The sequence below is a fragment of the Neobacillus jeddahensis genome, assembly GCF_000612625.1.
Classification (GTDB): Bacteria; Bacillota; Bacilli; order Bacillales; family Cytobacillaceae; genus Neobacillus; species Neobacillus jeddahensis.
The window spans coordinates 37,431-54,922 of sequence record NZ_CCAS010000027.1 but is presented as its reverse complement, the minus strand read 5'-3'; the positions used below and the strand labels follow the sequence as shown (position 1 = coordinate 54,922).

17 protein-coding genes and 1 riboswitch are annotated in these 17,492 nt (G+C 43.6%); of the genes, 16 read left to right on the top strand and 1 reads right to left on the bottom strand.

The window, feature by feature from the left end; all coding sequences use genetic code 11:
• Positions 1-304: 304 nt before the first annotated feature.
• The 14 genes from TY15_RS13240 to purD all read left to right on the top strand — a co-directional run bounded on the left by TY15_RS13240 (position 305) and on the right by purD (position 14,101).
• Positions 305-847, top strand: coding sequence for a DUF2179 domain-containing protein (locus TY15_RS13240; RefSeq protein ID WP_040205443.1), 543 nt, complete (start codon positions 305-307; stop codon positions 845-847).
• Positions 844-1,041, top strand: a complete 198-nt coding sequence (locus TY15_RS13235; RefSeq protein ID WP_040205442.1) for an NETI motif-containing protein — start codon at positions 844-846, stop codon at positions 1,039-1,041. The genes TY15_RS13240 and TY15_RS13235 overlap by 4 nt, the downstream gene beginning before the upstream one ends.
• Positions 1,042-1,132: 91 nt before the next feature.
• A riboswitch (purine riboswitch) is annotated at positions 1,133-1,234 on the top strand.
• 114 nt (positions 1,235-1,348) lie between these two features.
• Positions 1,349-1,837: a 5-(carboxyamino)imidazole ribonucleotide mutase gene (gene purE / locus TY15_RS13230; RefSeq protein ID WP_040205440.1), complete on the top strand. Its 489-nt coding sequence runs from the start codon at positions 1,349-1,351 to the stop codon at positions 1,835-1,837.
• Positions 1,830-2,978: a 5-(carboxyamino)imidazole ribonucleotide synthase gene (gene purK, locus TY15_RS13225; protein WP_040205496.1), complete on the top strand. Its 1,149-nt coding sequence runs from the start codon at positions 1,830-1,832 to the stop codon at positions 2,976-2,978. Before purE ends, purK begins: the two co-directional genes overlap by 8 nt.
• A 3-nt stretch (positions 2,979-2,981) precedes the next feature.
• Positions 2,982-4,280, top strand: a complete 1,299-nt coding sequence (gene purB, locus TY15_RS13220) for an adenylosuccinate lyase (protein ID WP_040205438.1) — start codon at positions 2,982-2,984, stop codon at positions 4,278-4,280.
• 143 nt (positions 4,281-4,423) lie between these two features.
• Positions 4,424-5,137, top strand: a complete 714-nt coding sequence (gene purC, locus TY15_RS13215) for a phosphoribosylaminoimidazolesuccinocarboxamide synthase (protein WP_040205435.1) — start codon at positions 4,424-4,426, stop codon at positions 5,135-5,137.
• Positions 5,130-5,384: a phosphoribosylformylglycinamidine synthase subunit PurS gene (gene purS / locus TY15_RS13210; protein WP_040205433.1), complete on the top strand. Its 255-nt coding sequence runs from the start codon at positions 5,130-5,132 to the stop codon at positions 5,382-5,384. Before purC ends, purS begins: the two co-directional genes overlap by 8 nt.
• Positions 5,381-6,064 carry a phosphoribosylformylglycinamidine synthase subunit PurQ gene (gene purQ / locus TY15_RS13205; protein ID WP_040205431.1) on the top strand — a complete coding sequence of 228 codons (684 nt, stop codon included), beginning with the start codon at positions 5,381-5,383 and terminating at the stop codon, positions 6,062-6,064. Before purS ends, purQ begins: the two co-directional genes overlap by 4 nt.
• Complete coding sequence (gene purL / locus TY15_RS13200) at positions 6,048-8,264, top strand: phosphoribosylformylglycinamidine synthase subunit PurL (protein WP_040205429.1); 2,217 nt, start codon at positions 6,048-6,050, stop codon at positions 8,262-8,264. The genes purQ and purL overlap by 17 nt, the downstream gene beginning before the upstream one ends.
• Positions 8,249-9,652, top strand: coding sequence for an amidophosphoribosyltransferase (purF, locus tag TY15_RS13195; RefSeq protein WP_040205427.1), 1,404 nt, complete (start codon positions 8,249-8,251; stop codon positions 9,650-9,652). The genes purL and purF overlap by 16 nt, the downstream gene beginning before the upstream one ends.
• A gap of 13 nt (positions 9,653-9,665) precedes the next feature.
• Entirely contained in the window at positions 9,666-10,700 is a 1,035-nt protein-coding gene (gene purM / locus TY15_RS13190) for a phosphoribosylformylglycinamidine cyclo-ligase (RefSeq protein ID WP_040205425.1), read from the top strand.
• The gene (purN, locus tag TY15_RS13185; RefSeq protein WP_040205423.1) at positions 10,697-11,299 is read left to right on the top strand and encodes a phosphoribosylglycinamide formyltransferase; all 603 of its coding nucleotides are present in this window, start codon (positions 10,697-10,699) and stop codon (positions 11,297-11,299) included. Before purM ends, purN begins: the two co-directional genes overlap by 4 nt.
• Positions 11,274-12,812 (top strand): bifunctional phosphoribosylaminoimidazolecarboxamide formyltransferase/IMP cyclohydrolase, encoded by a 1,539-nt coding sequence (gene purH / locus TY15_RS13180; protein ID WP_040205420.1) that lies wholly within the window; start codon positions 11,274-11,276, stop codon positions 12,810-12,812. Before purN ends, purH begins: the two co-directional genes overlap by 26 nt.
• Positions 12,813-12,829: 17 nt before the next feature.
• A complete protein-coding gene (gene purD, locus TY15_RS13175; protein ID WP_040205419.1) occupies positions 12,830-14,101 on the top strand; it encodes a phosphoribosylamine--glycine ligase in 1,272 nt (423 codons plus the stop codon).
• Positions 14,102-14,149: 48 nt separating this feature from the next.
• Here purD and TY15_RS13170 read toward each other — a convergent pair whose 3' ends face one another.
• Positions 14,150-14,446, bottom strand: a complete 297-nt coding sequence (locus tag TY15_RS13170) for a YgaP family membrane protein (RefSeq protein WP_040205494.1) — start codon at positions 14,444-14,446, stop codon at positions 14,150-14,152.
• 163 nt (positions 14,447-14,609) lie between these two features.
• Here TY15_RS13170 and TY15_RS13165 point away from each other — a divergent pair, with 163 nt between their 5' ends.
• Positions 14,610-16,355, top strand: coding sequence for an adenine deaminase C-terminal domain-containing protein (locus TY15_RS13165; protein ID WP_040205417.1), 1,746 nt, complete (start codon positions 14,610-14,612; stop codon positions 16,353-16,355).
• Positions 16,356-16,428: 73 nt separating this feature from the next.
• Complete coding sequence (locus tag TY15_RS13160; protein WP_040205415.1) at positions 16,429-17,481, top strand: DUF3048 domain-containing protein; 1,053 nt, start codon at positions 16,429-16,431, stop codon at positions 17,479-17,481.
• Positions 17,482-17,492: the final 11 nt, after the last annotated feature.

Below are 17,492 nucleotides of genomic sequence, written 5' to 3'. Positions count from 1 at the left end.
GTTGCCAGGCAAATCAAAAAGACAATCAACTGTGATTGTCTTTTTTTGTTGTTCATAAAATAGTTAAGACTGCCATCATGAACGAGGGCTTAAGTTGATCGGTCTAATGTTTTGCAAAGGTCATAGTTGGGAAAGCAATGGATAAGATAAGAAAGAAGCTGAATAGAAAAATTCATATGAATATCGTGACTTCCCATTTTTCTAAAGATATTTTGTTTTTTAGCCAAATAATAAAATATCATCATGAATTCGGAGTGATAGATGTGCTAAAGTGAAGGAAGCATAATATTGAGGAGGATTTCCGGTGTTAGAGAATAGTTTTATGATGGTTGCCATTATCTTGATCATCAATATCGTTTACGTTTCTTTTTTTACAATAAGAATGATTTTGACCTTAAAGGGCCAAAGGTATTTAGCGGCATTCCTTAGTATGATCGAGGTTGTGATTTACGTGCTGGGCCTTGGTTTGGTGTTAAATAACTTAAATGAAATACAAAATCTGATTGCCTATGCGGTTGGTTACGGTATCGGCGTTGTTGTCGGTATGAAAATCGAAGAGAAGCTGGCATTAGGATATATTACGGTGAATGTGATAACGGCAGAATACGATAAGGATTTGCCCAGATTATTACGGGAAAAAGGCTATGGAGTAACGGACTGGGCAGCGCACGGCCTGGAGGGAAATCGCATGGCTATGCAAATCCTAACGCCCAGAAAATTTGAATTAAAGTTATATGATCTGATTAAAAGTCTGGATCCAAAGGCGTTTATCATTTCTTATGAACCCAAATCCATTCATGGAGGATTTTGGGTGAAATCAGTGAAAAGAGGGAAGTTATTTTCATGAGCAAAAAGAAACGGCAATTTGAGGTACAGGAAAATGAAAGTATTGACGAATGTCTGAATAGGATAAAGGAGCAAGGATATTCTCCCATTCGCCGGACAGAAAAGCCTATTTTTCAAGAAGTAAAAAAAGCAGGTGAAACGGTTTATGAGCCAATTGGCCGCCATATTGTCTTTGAAGCGGTATTAATTGAGTAAAACACGAACATTTTCATATATTTTAAAAATAATGTTCGACATATTTATTGACATCCAAAGGGTTTGATTGGTAAGATAAAGCTATCAGATTCAATCATTTACTTTTTACCCTCGTATATCCATGGGGATATGGCCCATAAGTTTCTACCCAATAACCGTAAATTATTGGACTATGAGGGAAAGTCAAACAGTTCGGCATAATTAAGGGCAAGTCCCTTACTTTATTTTGACATGCCCGAACAAATGGCTTTCTCTTAGATGAGAAGCTATTTGTTCGGGCATTTTATTTTTTAAAGGGGGATTAGAGATGTCTAATCTTGTTGGAGTCATCATGGGGAGTAAATCAGACTGGGAAACAATGAAACATACATGTGAGGTTCTCGATCAGTTTGAAATTGCGTATGAAAAAAAAGTGGTTTCAGCTCATCGGACACCTGATTTGATGTTCACATATGCGAATGAAGCAAGTGAAAGAGGATTAAAGGTGATTATTGCTGGTGCGGGTGGCGCGGCCCATCTTCCTGGAATGGTTGCCGCCAAAACGACCTTGCCAGTCATTGGCGTTCCCGTCCAAACTCAAGCACTAAAGGGGCTAGATTCACTACTGTCAATCGTTCAGATGCCAGGCGGGGTGCCAGTAGCAACGGTCGCCATTGGTAAAGCAGGTGCAGTCAATGCCGGTTTACTCGCAGCGCAAATCTTAGCAACTGCAGATAGAGAGCTTACTAGAAAGATAGAGGCCAGAAGAGAGGCCATCAAACAGGAAGTGCTGGAAAGTAGTGATCAACTTGTTTAGTAAAACCATTTTACCAGGGGCGACGATAGGGATTATTGGCGGTGGACAATTGGGGCGAATGATGGCAATGGCTGCAAAGGTTCAAGGCTTTCGGATTGCTGTGTTAGAGCCGACGACTGATTCACCTTGCGGACAAGTTGCCGATGTTGAAGTGTTAGGGGCGTACGATGATCGTGACGCAATCAGTCAACTAGCCGATGTGAGCGATGTGATTACCTATGAATTTGAAAACATTGATGCTGATACGTTAGCATGGTTATGTGAGCAGGCTTATGTACCGCAAGGACCTAACCTTTTAACCGTTACGCAGGACCGAATCAAGGAGAAGGCAGCGATTCAACATGCAGGTGCAGACGTGGCGCCATATGAAGTGGTAGAACGCATGGAGAATTTAGTTGAAAAAATAACTACGCTGGGCTATCCAGCTGTTCTTAAAACGGCAAGAGGCGGCTATGATGGGAAAGGTCAGCTCGTTATACAAGCGGAGAATGACCTTCTAAAGGCCCAATTGCTTTTAAACCATGGCCCCTGTGTATTAGAGAAATGGATTCCTTTTGAAAAAGAAATTTCTGTGATTGTAACGCGGAGGCCTGATGGTGAAACAAGTGTTTTACCTGTAGCGGAGAACATTCACAAGGAAAATATTTTACACACAACGATTGTTCCTGCCCGAATTTCACAAGTTATCCAGTCTGAAGCTGTTCGACTGGCAAAGACACTTGCGGATTCGTTACAATTAGTCGGTACGCTTGCTGTGGAGATGTTTGTAACAGTGGATGGCCAAATATTCATAAATGAGCTGGCACCACGTCCACATAATTCGGGGCATTATTCGATAGAGGCTTGCGGGACGTCACAATTTGAGCAGCATATCCGGGCGATCTGTAATTGGCCATTAGGCAGTACAAAGCTATTAAAACCTGCTGTTATGGTCAACCTATTAGGAGAACAGCTCGAAAGCCTATATGAGGAAATTCCAATAATGAAAGACTGGAAAATTCACTTATATGGGAAGAAAGAGGCGAAGATCAAACGGAAGATGGGTCATGTGACCATTTTGCGTGATTCGGTAGAAGAGGCGTTAGCAGAAGTAGCTGACAGCAGTGTCTGGAAGACAGTGAAGGAAAAGATTGGAGGATAAAAGATGATTGATCGTTATACTAGACCAGAAATGGGTACCATTTGGACAGAAGAAAATCGCTTTAATGCGTGGCTCGAGGTAGAAATTCTCGCCTGTGAAGCATGGGCAGAGTTAGGAGAAATTCCAAAGGAGGATGTTCGCAAATTACGTGAAAATGCCACCTTCAATATTGACCGAATTAAAGAGATTGAAGAAGAAACAAGACATGATGTTGTGGCCTTTACCCGGGCTGTTTCCGAAACTCTCGGTGAGGAACGGAAATGGGTTCATTACGGGCTAACCTCGACGGATGTTGTTGATACAGCCCTATCATATGTCTTGAAACAGGCAAACGCGATTTTAGTAAAAGACATCGAAAACTTTATCGAGATTTTAAAAAATAAGGCGATTGAACATAAATATACCGTGATGATGGGACGGACGCACGGCGTTCATGCCGAGCCGACAACATTTGGCCTTAAGCTTGGATTATGGTATGAGGAAATGAAACGAAACCTGGAACGATTTAAGCAGGCAGCTGAAGGGGTAGAATTCGGTAAGATCTCCGGGGCAGTTGGCACATACGCAAATATTGACCCTTTTGTAGAGCAATATGTATGTGAAAAATTAGGTTTAGGCCGGGCGCCGATTTCAACGCAAACCCTGCAGCGTGACCGTCATGCTCACTACATGTCAACGCTCGCCTTGGTTGCGACTTCGATTGAAAAGTTTGCCGTTGAGGTTCGTGGTTTGCAAAAGAGTGAGACACGTGAGGTTGAGGAGTTTTTTGCCAAGGGGCAAAAAGGTTCTTCTGCGATGCCTCATAAACGTAATCCGATTGGCTCGGAAAATATGACTGGGCTGGCTCGGGTGATCCGCGGTTATATGATGACAGCCTATGAAAACGTGCCACTATGGCATGAACGTGATATCTCGCATTCATCTGCAGAGCGAATTATTTTACCAGATGCAACGATTGCCTTGAATTATATGTTAAATCGCTTCGCGAATATCATTAAAAATTTAACGGTCTACCCTGAAAATATGAAGCGAAACATGGACCGGACCCTTGGGTTGATCTACTCACAACGAGTGCTGCTCGCGCTAATTGATAAAGGGTTATCACGTGAGGCCGCTTACGATACGGTGCAGCCGAAGGCGATGGAAGCATGGGAAAAACAAGTTCACTTCCGCAGCTTGATTGAAGCAGAGGATAAAATTACTTCATTGCTTTCAGCTGAAGAGATTGCCGACTGTTTTGATTACAATTACCACCTCCAACATGTCGATACTATTTTTGATCGATTAGGATTACAGGCGTAAAGGAAGAGCCTGGAGCTAGACAATTCTCAAAGTCAAAATTTATACATTCTTATCTTTTAAAAAAGAGGCACTCATTTTGGAGAGGTTTGCCTCTTTCTCTGAACTGAAGATTCCCAATATTGCGATATAAGGAGCGAACCATAATGAGAGAACTGCTTTATGAAGGAAAAGCGAAACGTATTTATGCAACAGACGATGAACAAATTGTTTTAGTCGAGTATAAGGATTCCGCCACCGCTTACAACGGCCAAAAGAAAGCAGACATTTCCGGTAAAGGCCGCCTGAATAACGAGATTACTAGTTTGCTATTTTTAAAGCTACAAGAACAAGGAATCGAGTCACACTTCATCCAACGAGTTTCAGAAATTGAGCAGCTCGTCAAAAAAGTAGCGATTATCCCCTTAGAAGTGGTTGTACGCAATGTTGCTGCGGGAAGTATGTCGAAAAGATTGGGAATCGAAGAGGGAACACCACTAAAAACGCCGATCGTTGAATTTTATCTGAAAAATGATGATCTTGGTGACCCGATCGTAACAGTGGATCATGTTCTAGAGCTTGAAGCAGCGACCATCAAAGAAGTTGAACAGTTACGTGAAAAGGCCTTCGTAATTAATACAGTTTTATCAAGCTTTTTTGCGGAGCTCGGCATTCGTCTGATTGATTTTAAATTAGAGTTTGGTAAAGATGCCAATGGGCAAATTTTACTCGCCGATGAAATCTCCCCGGACACTTGCCGTTTGTGGGATAAAGATACGAATGAAAAGCTCGATAAGGATGTATTTCGTCGAGATTTAGGAAGCCTTACTACTGCCTATGAAACTATCTTAAACAGACTTGGAGGACATCAGCATGTATAAAGTAAAGGTATATGTCACGTTAAGAGAAAGTGTTTTAGACCCACAAGGGAAGGCCGTTACCCATTCATTGCATTCTTTAAACTATCCCGAGGTGGCAGATGTCCGCATCGGAAAATATATGGAACTGACGATTGAAAAATCAACACGTGAGATCAATGAAGTGGTTAATGAAATATGCACAAACCTATTAGCGAATCCAGTCATTGAAGATTATCGATATGAGATTGAGGAGTGTGTCGCGCTGTGAGATTCGCGGTCATTGTTTTTCCAGGCTCTAATTGTGATGTTGATATGTTCCATGCCATCAAGGATGAACTCGGCCAAGAAGTGGACTATGTTTGGCATGATACCGATAGTTTAGAAGCGTTTGACGCTATTTTATTACCTGGTGGATTTTCGTATGGTGATTACTTACGGACAGGAGCGATTGCCCGCTTTAGTAAGGTGATGAAAGAAGTGGTCAAAGCAGCAGAGGCAGGTAAACCAATCCTTGGGGTGTGCAATGGATTTCAGATCCTCCTTGAAATGGGCTTACTGCCAGGGGCAATGCGTCGGAACGAGAGTCTATCATTTATTTGCAAGCCCGTTGAATTGATGGTTGAAAACAACGAAACTTGGTTTACCACTGACTACCAGCAAGGGGAAACCATTACGATTCCAGTCGCACATGGTGAAGGTAATTATTATTGTGACGAGGAAACACTAGCACGACTGAAAGCCAATAAGCAAATCGTGTTTACCTATCAGCACAATCCAAATGGAAGCTTAGCAGATATCGCCGGGATTGTGAATGAAGCTGGTAATGTTCTCGGCATGATGCCGCACCCGGAAAGAGCTGTCGACGAACTTTTAGGCAGTGCCGATGGGTTAAAGATGTTTCAATCGATTGTAAAAGCTTGGAGGGAAGCATATGTTGTCAACGCTTGAACCAAATCCTAATCAGATCAAAACAGACAAAATCTATCAGCAAATGGGTTTGTCCGACGAAGAATTTGCAATGGTTGAAAACATTCTTGGCCGTACACCAAATTATACGGAAACCGGCCTGTTCTCGGTCATGTGGTCGGAGCATTGCAGCTATAAGAATTCCAAGCCAATTTTAAAAAAATTCCCGGTCACCGGTGACCGCGTTCTGCAAGGCCCTGGTGAAGGGGCGGGTATTGTCGATATCGGCGACGGGCAAGCGGTTGTGTTTAAAATTGAAAGCCACAATCATCCCTCCGCGATTGAACCGTATCAAGGTGCAGCAACAGGGGTAGGCGGAATTATCCGCGATGTCTTTTCAATGGGAGCACGGCCGATTGCGATGTTAAACTCCCTTCGGTTTGGCGAACTGGATTCGGCGCGCGTTCGCTACTTATTTAAAGAGGTCGTTGCGGGGATTGCGGGTTATGGAAACTGTATCGGTATTCCAACTGTAGGCGGCGAAATTGGGTTCGATCCTTGCTATGAAGGAAATCCATTAGTGAACGCCATGTGTGTCGGCTTAATCGACCATAAGGACATCAAAAAAGGGCAAGCCCATGGTGAAGGAAATACAGTTATGTATGTTGGCGCGAAAACCGGCCGCGACGGAATCCATGGTGCAACATTTGCCTCGGAAGAATTAACGGAACAATCCAGTGAAGACCGTCCTGCGGTACAGGTGGGCGATCCATTTATGGAGAAGCTTTTATTAGAGGCATGCCTAGAACTGATTCATTGTGATGCACTAGTAGGTATTCAAGATATGGGCGCAGCTGGACTTATTAGTTCATCTGCGGAAATGGCCAGTAAAGCTGGAATGGGAATTGAAATGAACTTAGATTTGGTTCCACAGCGGGAAACAGGGATGTCTGCTTACGAAATGATGTTGTCTGAATCGCAAGAGCGGATGCTTATCGTTGTTAAAAAGGGAAGAGAACAAGAAATTGTTGAGCTTTTTGAAAAATATGGCTTAGAAGCAGTTGGGATTGGAACGGTTACGAGCGATAAACAGGTTCGTCTTTTCCATAAAGGTGAAATCGTCGCAGATGTTCCGGCTGATGCACTGGCGGAAGAGGCACCGGTTTACCACAAGCCTTCTAAAGAACCAAGCTATTTTGCCGAATTCCAAGCGATGGACAATCAAGTTCCTCTGGTGAATGATTTGAAAGAAACGTTCGTCAGTCTGTTAAGCCAGCCGACTGTTGGAAGCAAAGAATGGGTTTATGAGCAGTATGATTATATGGTTCGTACAAACACTGTCGTTTCTCCTGGTTCGGATGCGGCGGTTGTCAGGATTCGCGGCACACGGAAAGCTTTAGCGATGACAACCGATTGTAATTCCCGCTACGTCTATTTGGATCCTGAAGTTGGTGGGAAAATCGCCGTAGCTGAGGCAGCACGTAATATTGTTTGTTCTGGTGCAGAGCCTTTAGCGATTACAGATAACCTGAATTTCGGTAACCCGGAAAAACCAGAAGTGTTCTGGCAGATTGAAAAAGCGGCTGATGGTATGAGTGAAGCCTGCCGCGTTCTAGCGACACCGGTGATTGGCGGAAATGTATCTTTATATAATGAAACAAGCGGAACAGCGATTTACCCAACCCCAGTCGTTGGGATGGTTGGGTTAGTCACGGATCTTGAGCATATTACGACACAGTCTTTTAAAAATAGTGGCGACCTTATTTACTTAGTTGGGGAAACAAAGGCAGAGTTCGGTGGCAGTGAGCTGCAAAAGCTCTTGAACGGACGGATTTTCGGCAAAGCCCCTGAATTAGATATCACGATTGAAAAAGAAAGACAGGAGCACGTTCTTGGTGCGATTCGAGCCGGAGTGGTTCAATCCGCCCATGATTTATCTGAAGGTGGTTTAGCTGTTGCATTAGCGGAATGTCTGTTTGCAAATGAACAGCTTGGAGCAGAGGTAGCAATCGAAGGAAATTCTGTTACAGCATTATTCAGTGAAACGCAATCGCGTTTTCTCTTAACTGTAAAAGAGGAAGATCAGCTTAAGTTTGAAAGTTTAGTAGATGCGATTCACATCGGTACGGTAAATCAATCAGCATCTTTAAACATCACGAACGGTGAGTCGACTGTACTAGCAGCTACTATAGAAGAATTGAAAGCAGCCTGGAGAGGAGCCATACCATGCTTCCTGAAATAAAGGGATTAAATGAAGAGTGCGGAATCTTTGGCGTCTGGGGACATCAGGATGCAGCACAGCTAACCTATTATGGACTTCATAGCCTTCAGCATCGCGGCCAGGAGGGAACAGGGATTGTTGTTTCTGATCGAAAAACGCTGAAGGGAATGAAAGGGGAAGGGCTCGTATCCGAAGTATTTAACACGAATACCATTAAGGAGTTAGTCGGCGATGCCGCGATTGGGCATGTTCGTTATGCGACTGCTGGCGGCGGTGGATACGAAAACGTGCAGCCGCTCTTGTTCCACTCGCAAACCGGAAGTCTTGCTCTGGCACATAATGGGAATTTGGTCAATGCCAATTCCCTAAAGCATCAGCTTGAAGGGCAGGGAAGTATTTTTCAAACAAGCTCTGATACAGAGGTCTTGGCCCATTTAATTAGAAGAAGTGGCTATTCCCATTTGAATGATCAAGTCAAAAATGCCCTTTCGATGTTAAAAGGTGCGTACGCCTATCTCATTATGACAGAAAATGAGCTCATGGTTGCGCTCGATCCACATGGACTACGCCCATTATCGCTTGGCTGCCTTGGGGATGCCTATGTGGTTGCTTCAGAAACCTGTGCCTTTGATGTGGTGGGAGCAGAATATATTCGCGACATAATGCCTGGTGAGCTATTAATTATTAACGACAAAGGCTTAACCTCTGAGCGATTTGCGATGAGTACGACAAGAGCCATTTGTACAATGGAATATATTTATTTTTCTAGACCTGATAGTAATATTCAGGGGATCAATGTTCATACTGCCCGTAAAAATATGGGTAAACAATTAGCAATGGAAGCGCCGATTGAAGCTGATGTCGTGACTGGCGTTCCTGATTCAAGCATCTCCGCGGCGATTGGCTATGCGGAAGCGGCTGGGATTCCTTATGAAATGGGCTTAATTAAAAATAAATATGTCGGCAGGACGTTCATCCAGCCCTCCCAATCACTGAGGGAGCAAGGGGTGAAAATGAAACTTTCGGCTGTTCGTGGTGTCGTCGAAGGGAAACGCGTCGTGATGGTCGATGATTCGATTGTGCGCGGCACAACGAGTAGAAGAATCGTTACCCTCTTGAAAGAGGCCGGAGCAACAGAGGTCCATGTGGTCATCAGCTCCCCGCCAATTAAAAATCCATGCTTCTATGGAATTGATACATCGAGCAAAGAAGAACTGATTGCTTCAGATAAAAGTGTCGAGCAAATAAGGGAACTGATTGGTGCAGATTCATTAACCTTTATTAGTGTGGAGGGGATGATGAGGGCACTGGGGCAGGAAGGAACAAACGGCTATTGCCTGGGTTGCTTCACTGGTAATTATCCAACGGAAATCTATCCTGATACACTTCAATACTATTATCAAAAATAAAGGTGGGATACTCGTGGCTAATGCATATAAGCAGGCAGGCGTAAACATTGAAGCGGGCTATGAGGCTGTTTCAAGAATGAAAAAACATGTTCAAAAAACAGCCCGAGCAGGAGTCATTGGCAGCTTGGGTGGGTTTGGCGGCATGTTTGACTTGTCAACGCTCCGATTAAAAGAACCCGTCTTGGTGTCAGGCACCGATGGCGTGGGGACGAAACTGATGATTGCCTTTTGGATGGATCAACATGATACGATTGGGATAGATGCTGTGGCAATGTGTGTGAATGATATTGTAGTCCAGGGTGCAGAGCCTTTATTTTTTCTAGATTATATTGCGTGTGGAAAGGCTGAGCCAGCCAAGATTGAAGCGATCGTCAAAGGCATTGCCGATGGCTGTGAGCAGGCAGGTTGTGCACTGATTGGTGGCGAAACAGCTGAAATGCCAGGACTCTACAGTGAAAATGAGTACGACCTTGCTGGATTTACGGTTGGTGCCTGTGAGAAGGCAAACGTAATCACGGGAGAAACGATTCAAGCGGGTGATGTACTGATTGGCTTAGCTTCGAGCGGAATTCATAGCAATGGCTATTCGTTGGTCCGTAAAGTGTTTAATAACTGGTCACTATTGGATTATGTCGATGAACTTGGCTGTACCTTAGGGGAAGAGTTACTGAAACCGACAAAAATTTATGTGAAACCTATTTTGGCTGCTTTGAAGCAGTTTCCAATTAAGGGGATGGCCCACATAACAGGTGGAGGATTCATTGAAAACATTCCCCGGATGCTGCCGGAAGGTCTCGGTGCAGAATTGGATGAAAAAAGCTGGATGATCCCGCCCGTGTTTCAACTGATTTCTTCACATGGACAAATCAGCTATCAAGAGATGTATAATATTTTTAATATGGGGATTGGGATGGTGCTGGCTGTGGACCGAGAGCACGTTGCAGATGTCCTCGAGCATTTTAGACAAGCGGGTGAAACCCCGTACCAATTTGGCATGGTAACAGAAACACCGGGAGTGCACATTAAGGGGAATGGTGGATTGCTATGAAAAAAATAGCCGTATTTGCCTCAGGGAGCGGAAGTAACTTTCAAGCCATCCTTGATGTGGTTCGAACAGGCGAACTGGCTGCGGATATTTCCTTATTGGTCTGTGATAAGCCCGGGGCCTTAGCAATTGACCGTGCTCGGGCAGATAGGGTTCCGTCCTTTGTTTTTCAAGCGAAAGATTATCTTAGTAAGGAAGAGTATGAGAAAGCTATTTTAGCTGAATTAAAGCGCTATGATGTGGAGTTCATTGTCCTTGCTGGATACATGCGGTTGCTAGGACCAACATTGCTCACGGCCTATCAAGGGAGGATTATCAACATTCATCCATCGCTTCTTCCAGCCTTCCCTGGCAAAGATGCGATCGGCAAGGCACTCGCGGCGAAAGCGAAATGGAGCGGTGTGACGATTCATTTTGTGGATGAAGGGATGGATACCGGTCCGATCATCGTCCAGGAACGTGTGAAATTAGAAGCAAAAGAAACGAGAGAAAGTCTGCAACGGAAAATTCAGCGGATTGAACATAAGCTATATCCAGAAATTCTTCAAATGCTATTAACACAAGGAGATGTAATTGATGACAAAAAAACGCGCGCTTATTAGTGTTTCTGATAAAAATGGAATTACAGAGTTTGCAAAAGAGCTAGTCAACTTGGGATATGAACTCATTTCTACAGGCGGCACGAAAAAAGCCCTTCAAGAGCATGGAATCCCTGTTCTTGGCGTTAGTGATGTTACTGGTTTTCCTGAGATTTTAGAAGGACGTGTAAAAACGTTAAATCCATTTATCCATGGCGGGCTGCTTGCTAAGCATGATGACGGAGCCCACCAAAAACAGTTAGTTGAACATGGTATTGAGCCAATTCAGCTTGTTTGTGTGAATCTCTATCCCTTCCAGCAAACGATTGAAAAACCAGATGTAACCGTTGCGGATGCAATTGAAAATATTGATATCGGTGGTCCAACGATGCTGCGCGCTTCTGCTAAAAACCATCAATATGTCACTGTTGTCGTCGATCCAGTTGACTATGAAACTGTTATTGCTGAATTGAAAGCAGACGGTGCAACCACGCTTGAAACACGTAGAAAGTTAGCGGCAAAGGTATTCCGCCATACTGCCGCGTATGATGCTTTGATTGCAGAATACATGACAGACTTGGCACAAGAAGAAAGCCCTGAAAAGTTAACTGTTACATATGAATTAAAGCAGCCCTTACGATACGGAGAAAATCCGCATCAACAAGCCGCCTTTTATAAAAAACCACTCGGTACAAAGTTTTCGATTGCCTATGCTGAACAGATTCACGGGAAAGAACTTTCCTATAACAATATCAACGATGCCGATGCTGCCTTGCAAATTGTAAAGGAGTTTTCAGAACCTGCAGCTGTGGCGGTAAAGCATATGAATCCATGTGGTGTCGGAACGGGGAAAAATGGTTTTGATGCCTTTACAAAGGCCTTTGCAGCCGATCCAGTGTCTATTTTTGGCGGAATCATTGCCTTGAACCGCGAAGTGGATGCGGAAACAGCGGCAAAGCTTCATGAAATTTTCTTAGAAATCATCATTGCCCCATCCTTCTCGGAGGAGGCGTTAACGATTTTAACAGGGAAAAAGAATCTTCGACTGTTAACGATGCCGTTTGCTGCCTCGAAGAAAACCGAAGGGAAAATGACAACAATTCAGGGGGGACTGCTTGTTCAAGAGCAAGACCACTATACATTAGAGGATGCGAACATCACGATCCCAACCAAAAGACAACCAACAGATGCGGAGTGGGAAGCCTTAAAGCTTGGCTGGAAGGTGGTTAAGCATGTGAAGTCCAACGCCATCGTCGTTTCGGCAGCAGACATGACGGTAGGAATTGGTGCTGGTCAAATGAACCGTGTCGGTTCAGCTGAGATTGCCCTTAAGCAGGCGGCTGAAAAAGCGGAAGGTGCCGCGCTTGCCTCCGATGCCTTTTTCCCAATGGATGATACCGTCGAAGTAGCGGCACGAGCAGGAATTACAGCGATTATCCAACCAGGTGGATCTATTAAGGATACTGATTCGATCAAAAAAGCAGACGAATATGGGATTGCGATGGTATTTACGGGCGTTCGACACTTTAAACATTAATGGGTGGAGGTTTAGGGATGAAGGTCTTAATTATTGGTCGAGGCGGAAGAGAGCATGCAATCTGCCAAAAGGTTAGCGAAAGTGCGCTCGTTGAGAAAGTGTATGTGGCTCCTGGAAATCCCGGCATGACAAAGGTAGCGGAGCTGGTTCCACTTGAGGAATCACAACATGAGCAATTGATTCAATTTGCCAAGGAACAAGCGATCGGTCTAACGATCATCGGACCAGAAGTCCCACTCTTAGCGGGGCTTGCCGATCAATTTGAAGCAGCTGGATTAGCGGTGTTCGGACCGCGACAGGCGGCGGCAGAGATAGAGGGCAGCAAGTCGTTTGCAAAAGAATTGATGAAAAAATACCAAATTCCAACTGCAGATTATGCCGTTTTTACTTCTATTGAAAAAGCACGTAGCTATATTGAAGAAAAAGGGGCGCCGATTGTCATTAAAGCAGACGGTTTAGCGGCAGGCAAAGGGGTAACGGTGGCCTTAACAAAAGAGGAAGCCTTGAAGAGTGTGGAGGAAATGCTCGTAGAGGAAAAATTTGGGGCGGCCTCTGCTCAGGTCGTGATTGAAGAATTTTTAGCTGGTGAGGAATTTTCGCTCATGGCATTGGTTAATGGGGAAGTCGTCATTCCACTAGAAATTGCCCAAGATCATAAGCGGGCCTATGATGGCGACCTGGGGCCCAATACTGGTGGCATGGGTGCGTACTCACCCGTTCCACAAATCGGTAATGACACTGTGCAACTTGCCGTCGATTCTGTTCTAATTCCAGCAGCAAAGGCCATGGTTCAGGAAGGCAAAAGCTTCTGCGGAGTTTTATATGCGGGATTGATCAAAACGGCCGAGGGACCAAAGGTGATTGAATTTAATGCTCGTTTTGGCGATCCGGAAACACAAGTGATTTTACCAAGGCTGGCATCCGATTTGGTTGAGGTAATTTTGGAACTGTTGGCTGGTAAAAGTCCGGAGCTTAGTTGGGATTCGGAGGCGATGGTGGGCGTTGTGGTCGCAGCTAGCGGGTATCCAGAGGAGTATGAACGAGGAGCTGTATTATCAGGTCTAGCTGATTTTTCCCAAGACAGTTTTACCTTCCATGCAGGAACGGTCCAAAATGAAGAAGGTCAATTTGTCACGGCAGGCGGCCGTGTGCTACTTGTTGGTGCGAAGGGAGAGTCTCTTGGGGAGGCTCAGGCAAAGGTCTACCAAGAGCTAGAAAAATTGACCTGTGCAGGTGTTTTTTATCGAAAAGATATTGGCGCAAAGGCGGTTCAATCTGCCATTCGCTAATAGGACGAACGAAAAGGGCTGGCCGTTTAAAGGTCAGCCCTTTTCGTATTAGGACGGATTGTAAGGTAAGGCAGAGTCGTCATCTATGCCTTCCATCGCATCAATGGAATCCGATGCTTGATGATGCTCTTGAACCATTTCCTGCCAACGTTCACATAAAGCTGTAACAGGGCAATAGCGGACAATTCCCTCAGCAACCTTCATCGCACCACAAAAAGCAGCAAATAAATAGGAGTCCCTCCACGGATGTTTAACAAGCTTGGAAGTGCTCCATGCCAATATGGTTAACCCAAAGGTAATCCGAATTAAGGCGTTTATGATCCCGATATTTGGTTTCATACTAATTCTGTTCACTCCTTCACAATGTTTTAACAATTTTTATCAATACTTTAATGCTTTAAAAAGTAAAATATGATACTATAATATCTAAAGAAAATTGTAAGGGCTTTCTTTGTTGTTAAATCAGCATTTTATTATATAGATCGTCTTATTAAGGGAGGGACATGGTATGCTGGAACAACGCTACCGCTGGAAAAACAAACACTTACGCATGCATGTATCCGTTTTGGATGGGATGACATCTCCAACCATTTTATTAAAAAATGCCTTATATTTAAATCAGACCTTTCGTCAATGGATGCGAGCGAATATTTGGATCTATGAGGATCGAATTGTTTATGTTGGCGAGAATATGCCTACACATATAGAGAACTGTGAAATTATTGATTGTACCAATGAGATTCTAGTCCCAGGTTATATTGAACCACATGCACATCCGTTTCAATTATATAATCCCCTCACATTGGCAGCCTATGCATCCCAATTCGGAACAACTACTTTGATTAATGATAATATGGCGTTAATTTTACATTTGAATAAAAAGGAAGCGTTTTCGTTATTAGGGGATTTACGTTCCATTCCATCAACCATGTATTGGTGGAGCCGATTTGATTCGCAGACAGAATTATTGAATGAAGAAGAGATTTTTTCACATAGTAATGTTAAATCGTGGCTTGAACATGATGCCGTTCTCCAGGGCGGAGAACTAACAGGATGGCCGAAATTACTAGATGGTGACGATATGATGCTTCATTGGATTCAAGAGGCTAAACGGATGCGCAAGCAAATTGAGGGACATTTTCCTGGTGCATCGGAAAAAACGTTAGCGAAAATGATGCTTTTAGGTGCTGATTGTGACCATGAAGCGATGACTGGTGAAGAAGTATATAATCGACTTATGCAAGGATATATGGTGTCGTTACGATACTCGTCCATTCGTCCGGATCTGCCCGATATATTGGACGATATGAAGAAATTAGGCATTGTGGCATACGATCGCTTGCTATTTAATACAGATGGTTCATCCTCGACCTTTTACGAGCAAGGCCTGAACGATCAAATGATTCGAATTGCCATTGAAAAGTGTGTTCCCGTCATCGATGCCTATAATATGGCGACTATTAATGTTGCTAGGTACTACAACATTGACCATCTCCATGGTCAAATTGCAACGGGCCGGGTCGCGAATATTAACTTTTTATCGAGCATCGAAAACCCTACACCGGTGTCTGTGTTGGCAAAGGGAAAATGGGTTAAACGTGAGGGAGTCAAAATTGACGGTGTTTATGGCACGATTAATTGGGACCAATATGGACTTACACCGATGGAAGGTGATTGGGAATTATCTATGGATGATTTACAGTTCTCCATGCCTTTTGGTATCAAAATGGAAAACTCCGTGATCACAAAACCATATTCGATTTCAATTGATGCCTCAGGAGATGAACTGCGCTCCAATCATGATGAATGCTACTTTACATTGATAGACCGCAAGGGAAAATGGCGAATCAATACGCTGCTCAAGGGATTTGCTACCAACCTGTCAGCCCTAGCCAGTTCTTATTCCAATACAGGAGATATTATTTTAATTGGGAAAAACAAAAAGGATATGCTCCATGCTTTTACTAGAATGAAAGAATTAGGTGGAGGAATCGTGCTGGTTGAAGATTCACAGGTCATCTGTGAGGTGCCCCTCACATTAAATGGCCTTATGTCGGATCTCCCTGTTGAAAGATTAATAGAACAAGAAAAAAAATTATTAGTGGAGTTGCGGGAGCGGGGCTATAAATTTTCAGACCCTATTTATAGTCTAGCGTTCTTTTCTGCCACACATTTGCCGTATATCCGTATTACGCCACAGGGAATGTATGATGTGATGAATAAAACTGTACTCTTTCCGTCAATAATGCGTTAAACTGTAAGTATGTAAAGAGGTAAAGCGTGAAAGTAAATATAGAGCTTGGAAATGAAATTGGGGTGTGCATAAGATGAGAAAATGGGCTGTTGCCGTGGCAGCTATTTTATTACTACTTTCAGGTTGTAATAAAAAGGAAACAAGTAGTGAAGCAGGCAAGAAAGAAGAGATTCCGGTAAAAACAGAGGAAAAAGAGGAAGCCGTAAAAACTAGCGATCCGTATTATTATCCATTAACGGGTATAGGCACTGATACAAAAATAGATGAACGTGCAGTAGCTGTCATGGTGAATAATCATCCGAAGGCTAGACCACAATCAGGATTAAATCAGGCAGATATTGTGTATGAACTGCTAGCGGAAGGAGATATCACTCGCTTTCTTGCTGTTTTTCAAAGTGAAAAGCCTAAAAATATCGGACCAGTTCGTAGTGCGCGCGACTATTATGTTGAGTTAGCCAAAGGATTGGATGCCCTCTATGTTGCCCATGGCTGGAGCGAGGAAGCAAAGGCGAAACTTGAGAACGAACATATTGATAATTTAAATGGTATGATTTATGATGGTACCTTGTTTAAACGATCAACTACCCGGAAGGCGCCCCACAACTCCTATATTACTTATGAGAACATTCTAAAGGGCGCTGAGCAAAAGAACTATTCGATGGAAGAAAGTCCTCCTGGCTTTACGTTCATGTCAGAAGAGGAACGAGGCAAGATTACCGGAAATGATGCAAACACCGTGAAAATTACCTATTCGAAGAGTGGAACATCTGATTCTGTATATGAATATGACAGTGCACTCAGAAAATATAAGCGCTTTTCTGGTGGGGAACAATCAGTCGATTTGGACACCAATGAGCCTGTATTGCTTGATAATCTGTTTATTGTCGAAGCTGTTCACAAAATTATTGATTCTTATGGTAGACGAGATATTGATCTGAAGTCCGGTGGTAAAGCCTATTTAGTCCAGATGGGAAAGGTCCAAGAAGTGGAATGGGCGAATAAGGACGGCAGAATTGTTCCAATCAAAAACGGAGCAGAAGTTCCATTTGTACAAGGGAAAACATGGGTAAACGTGGTTCCAACCAATCCAGGACTCGAAGCAAGTGTTTCCTTTAATGCACAATAAAGTTAAAAGGG

Bases quoted from the DNA above. Each gene is read 5' to 3' on its own strand.
- TY15_RS13235 (WP_040205442.1), top strand. From the start codon at position 844: ATGAGCAAAAAGAAACGGCAATTTGAGGTACAGGAAAATGAAAGTATT.
- purE (WP_040205440.1), top strand. From the start codon at position 1,349: ATGTCTAATCTTGTTGGAGTCATCATGGGGAGTAAATCAGACTGGGAA.
- purB (WP_040205438.1), top strand. From the start codon at position 2,982: ATGATTGATCGTTATACTAGACCAGAAATGGGTACCATTTGGACAGAA.
- purC (WP_040205435.1), top strand. From the start codon at position 4,424: ATGAGAGAACTGCTTTATGAAGGAAAAGCGAAACGTATTTATGCAACA.
- purS (WP_040205433.1), top strand. From the start codon at position 5,130: ATGTATAAAGTAAAGGTATATGTCACGTTAAGAGAAAGTGTTTTAGAC.
- purL (WP_040205429.1), top strand. From the start codon at position 6,048: ATGTTGTCAACGCTTGAACCAAATCCTAATCAGATCAAAACAGACAAA.
- purF (WP_040205427.1), top strand. From the start codon at position 8,249: ATGCTTCCTGAAATAAAGGGATTAAATGAAGAGTGCGGAATCTTTGGC.
- purN (WP_040205423.1), top strand. From the start codon at position 10,697: ATGAAAAAAATAGCCGTATTTGCCTCAGGGAGCGGAAGTAACTTTCAA.
- purH (WP_040205420.1), top strand. From the start codon at position 11,274: ATGACAAAAAAACGCGCGCTTATTAGTGTTTCTGATAAAAATGGAATT.
- purD (WP_040205419.1), top strand. From the start codon at position 12,830: ATGAAGGTCTTAATTATTGGTCGAGGCGGAAGAGAGCATGCAATCTGC.
- TY15_RS13165 (WP_040205417.1), top strand. From the start codon at position 14,610: ATGCTGGAACAACGCTACCGCTGGAAAAACAAACACTTACGCATGCAT.
- TY15_RS13160 (WP_040205415.1), top strand. From the start codon at position 16,429: ATGAGAAAATGGGCTGTTGCCGTGGCAGCTATTTTATTACTACTTTCA.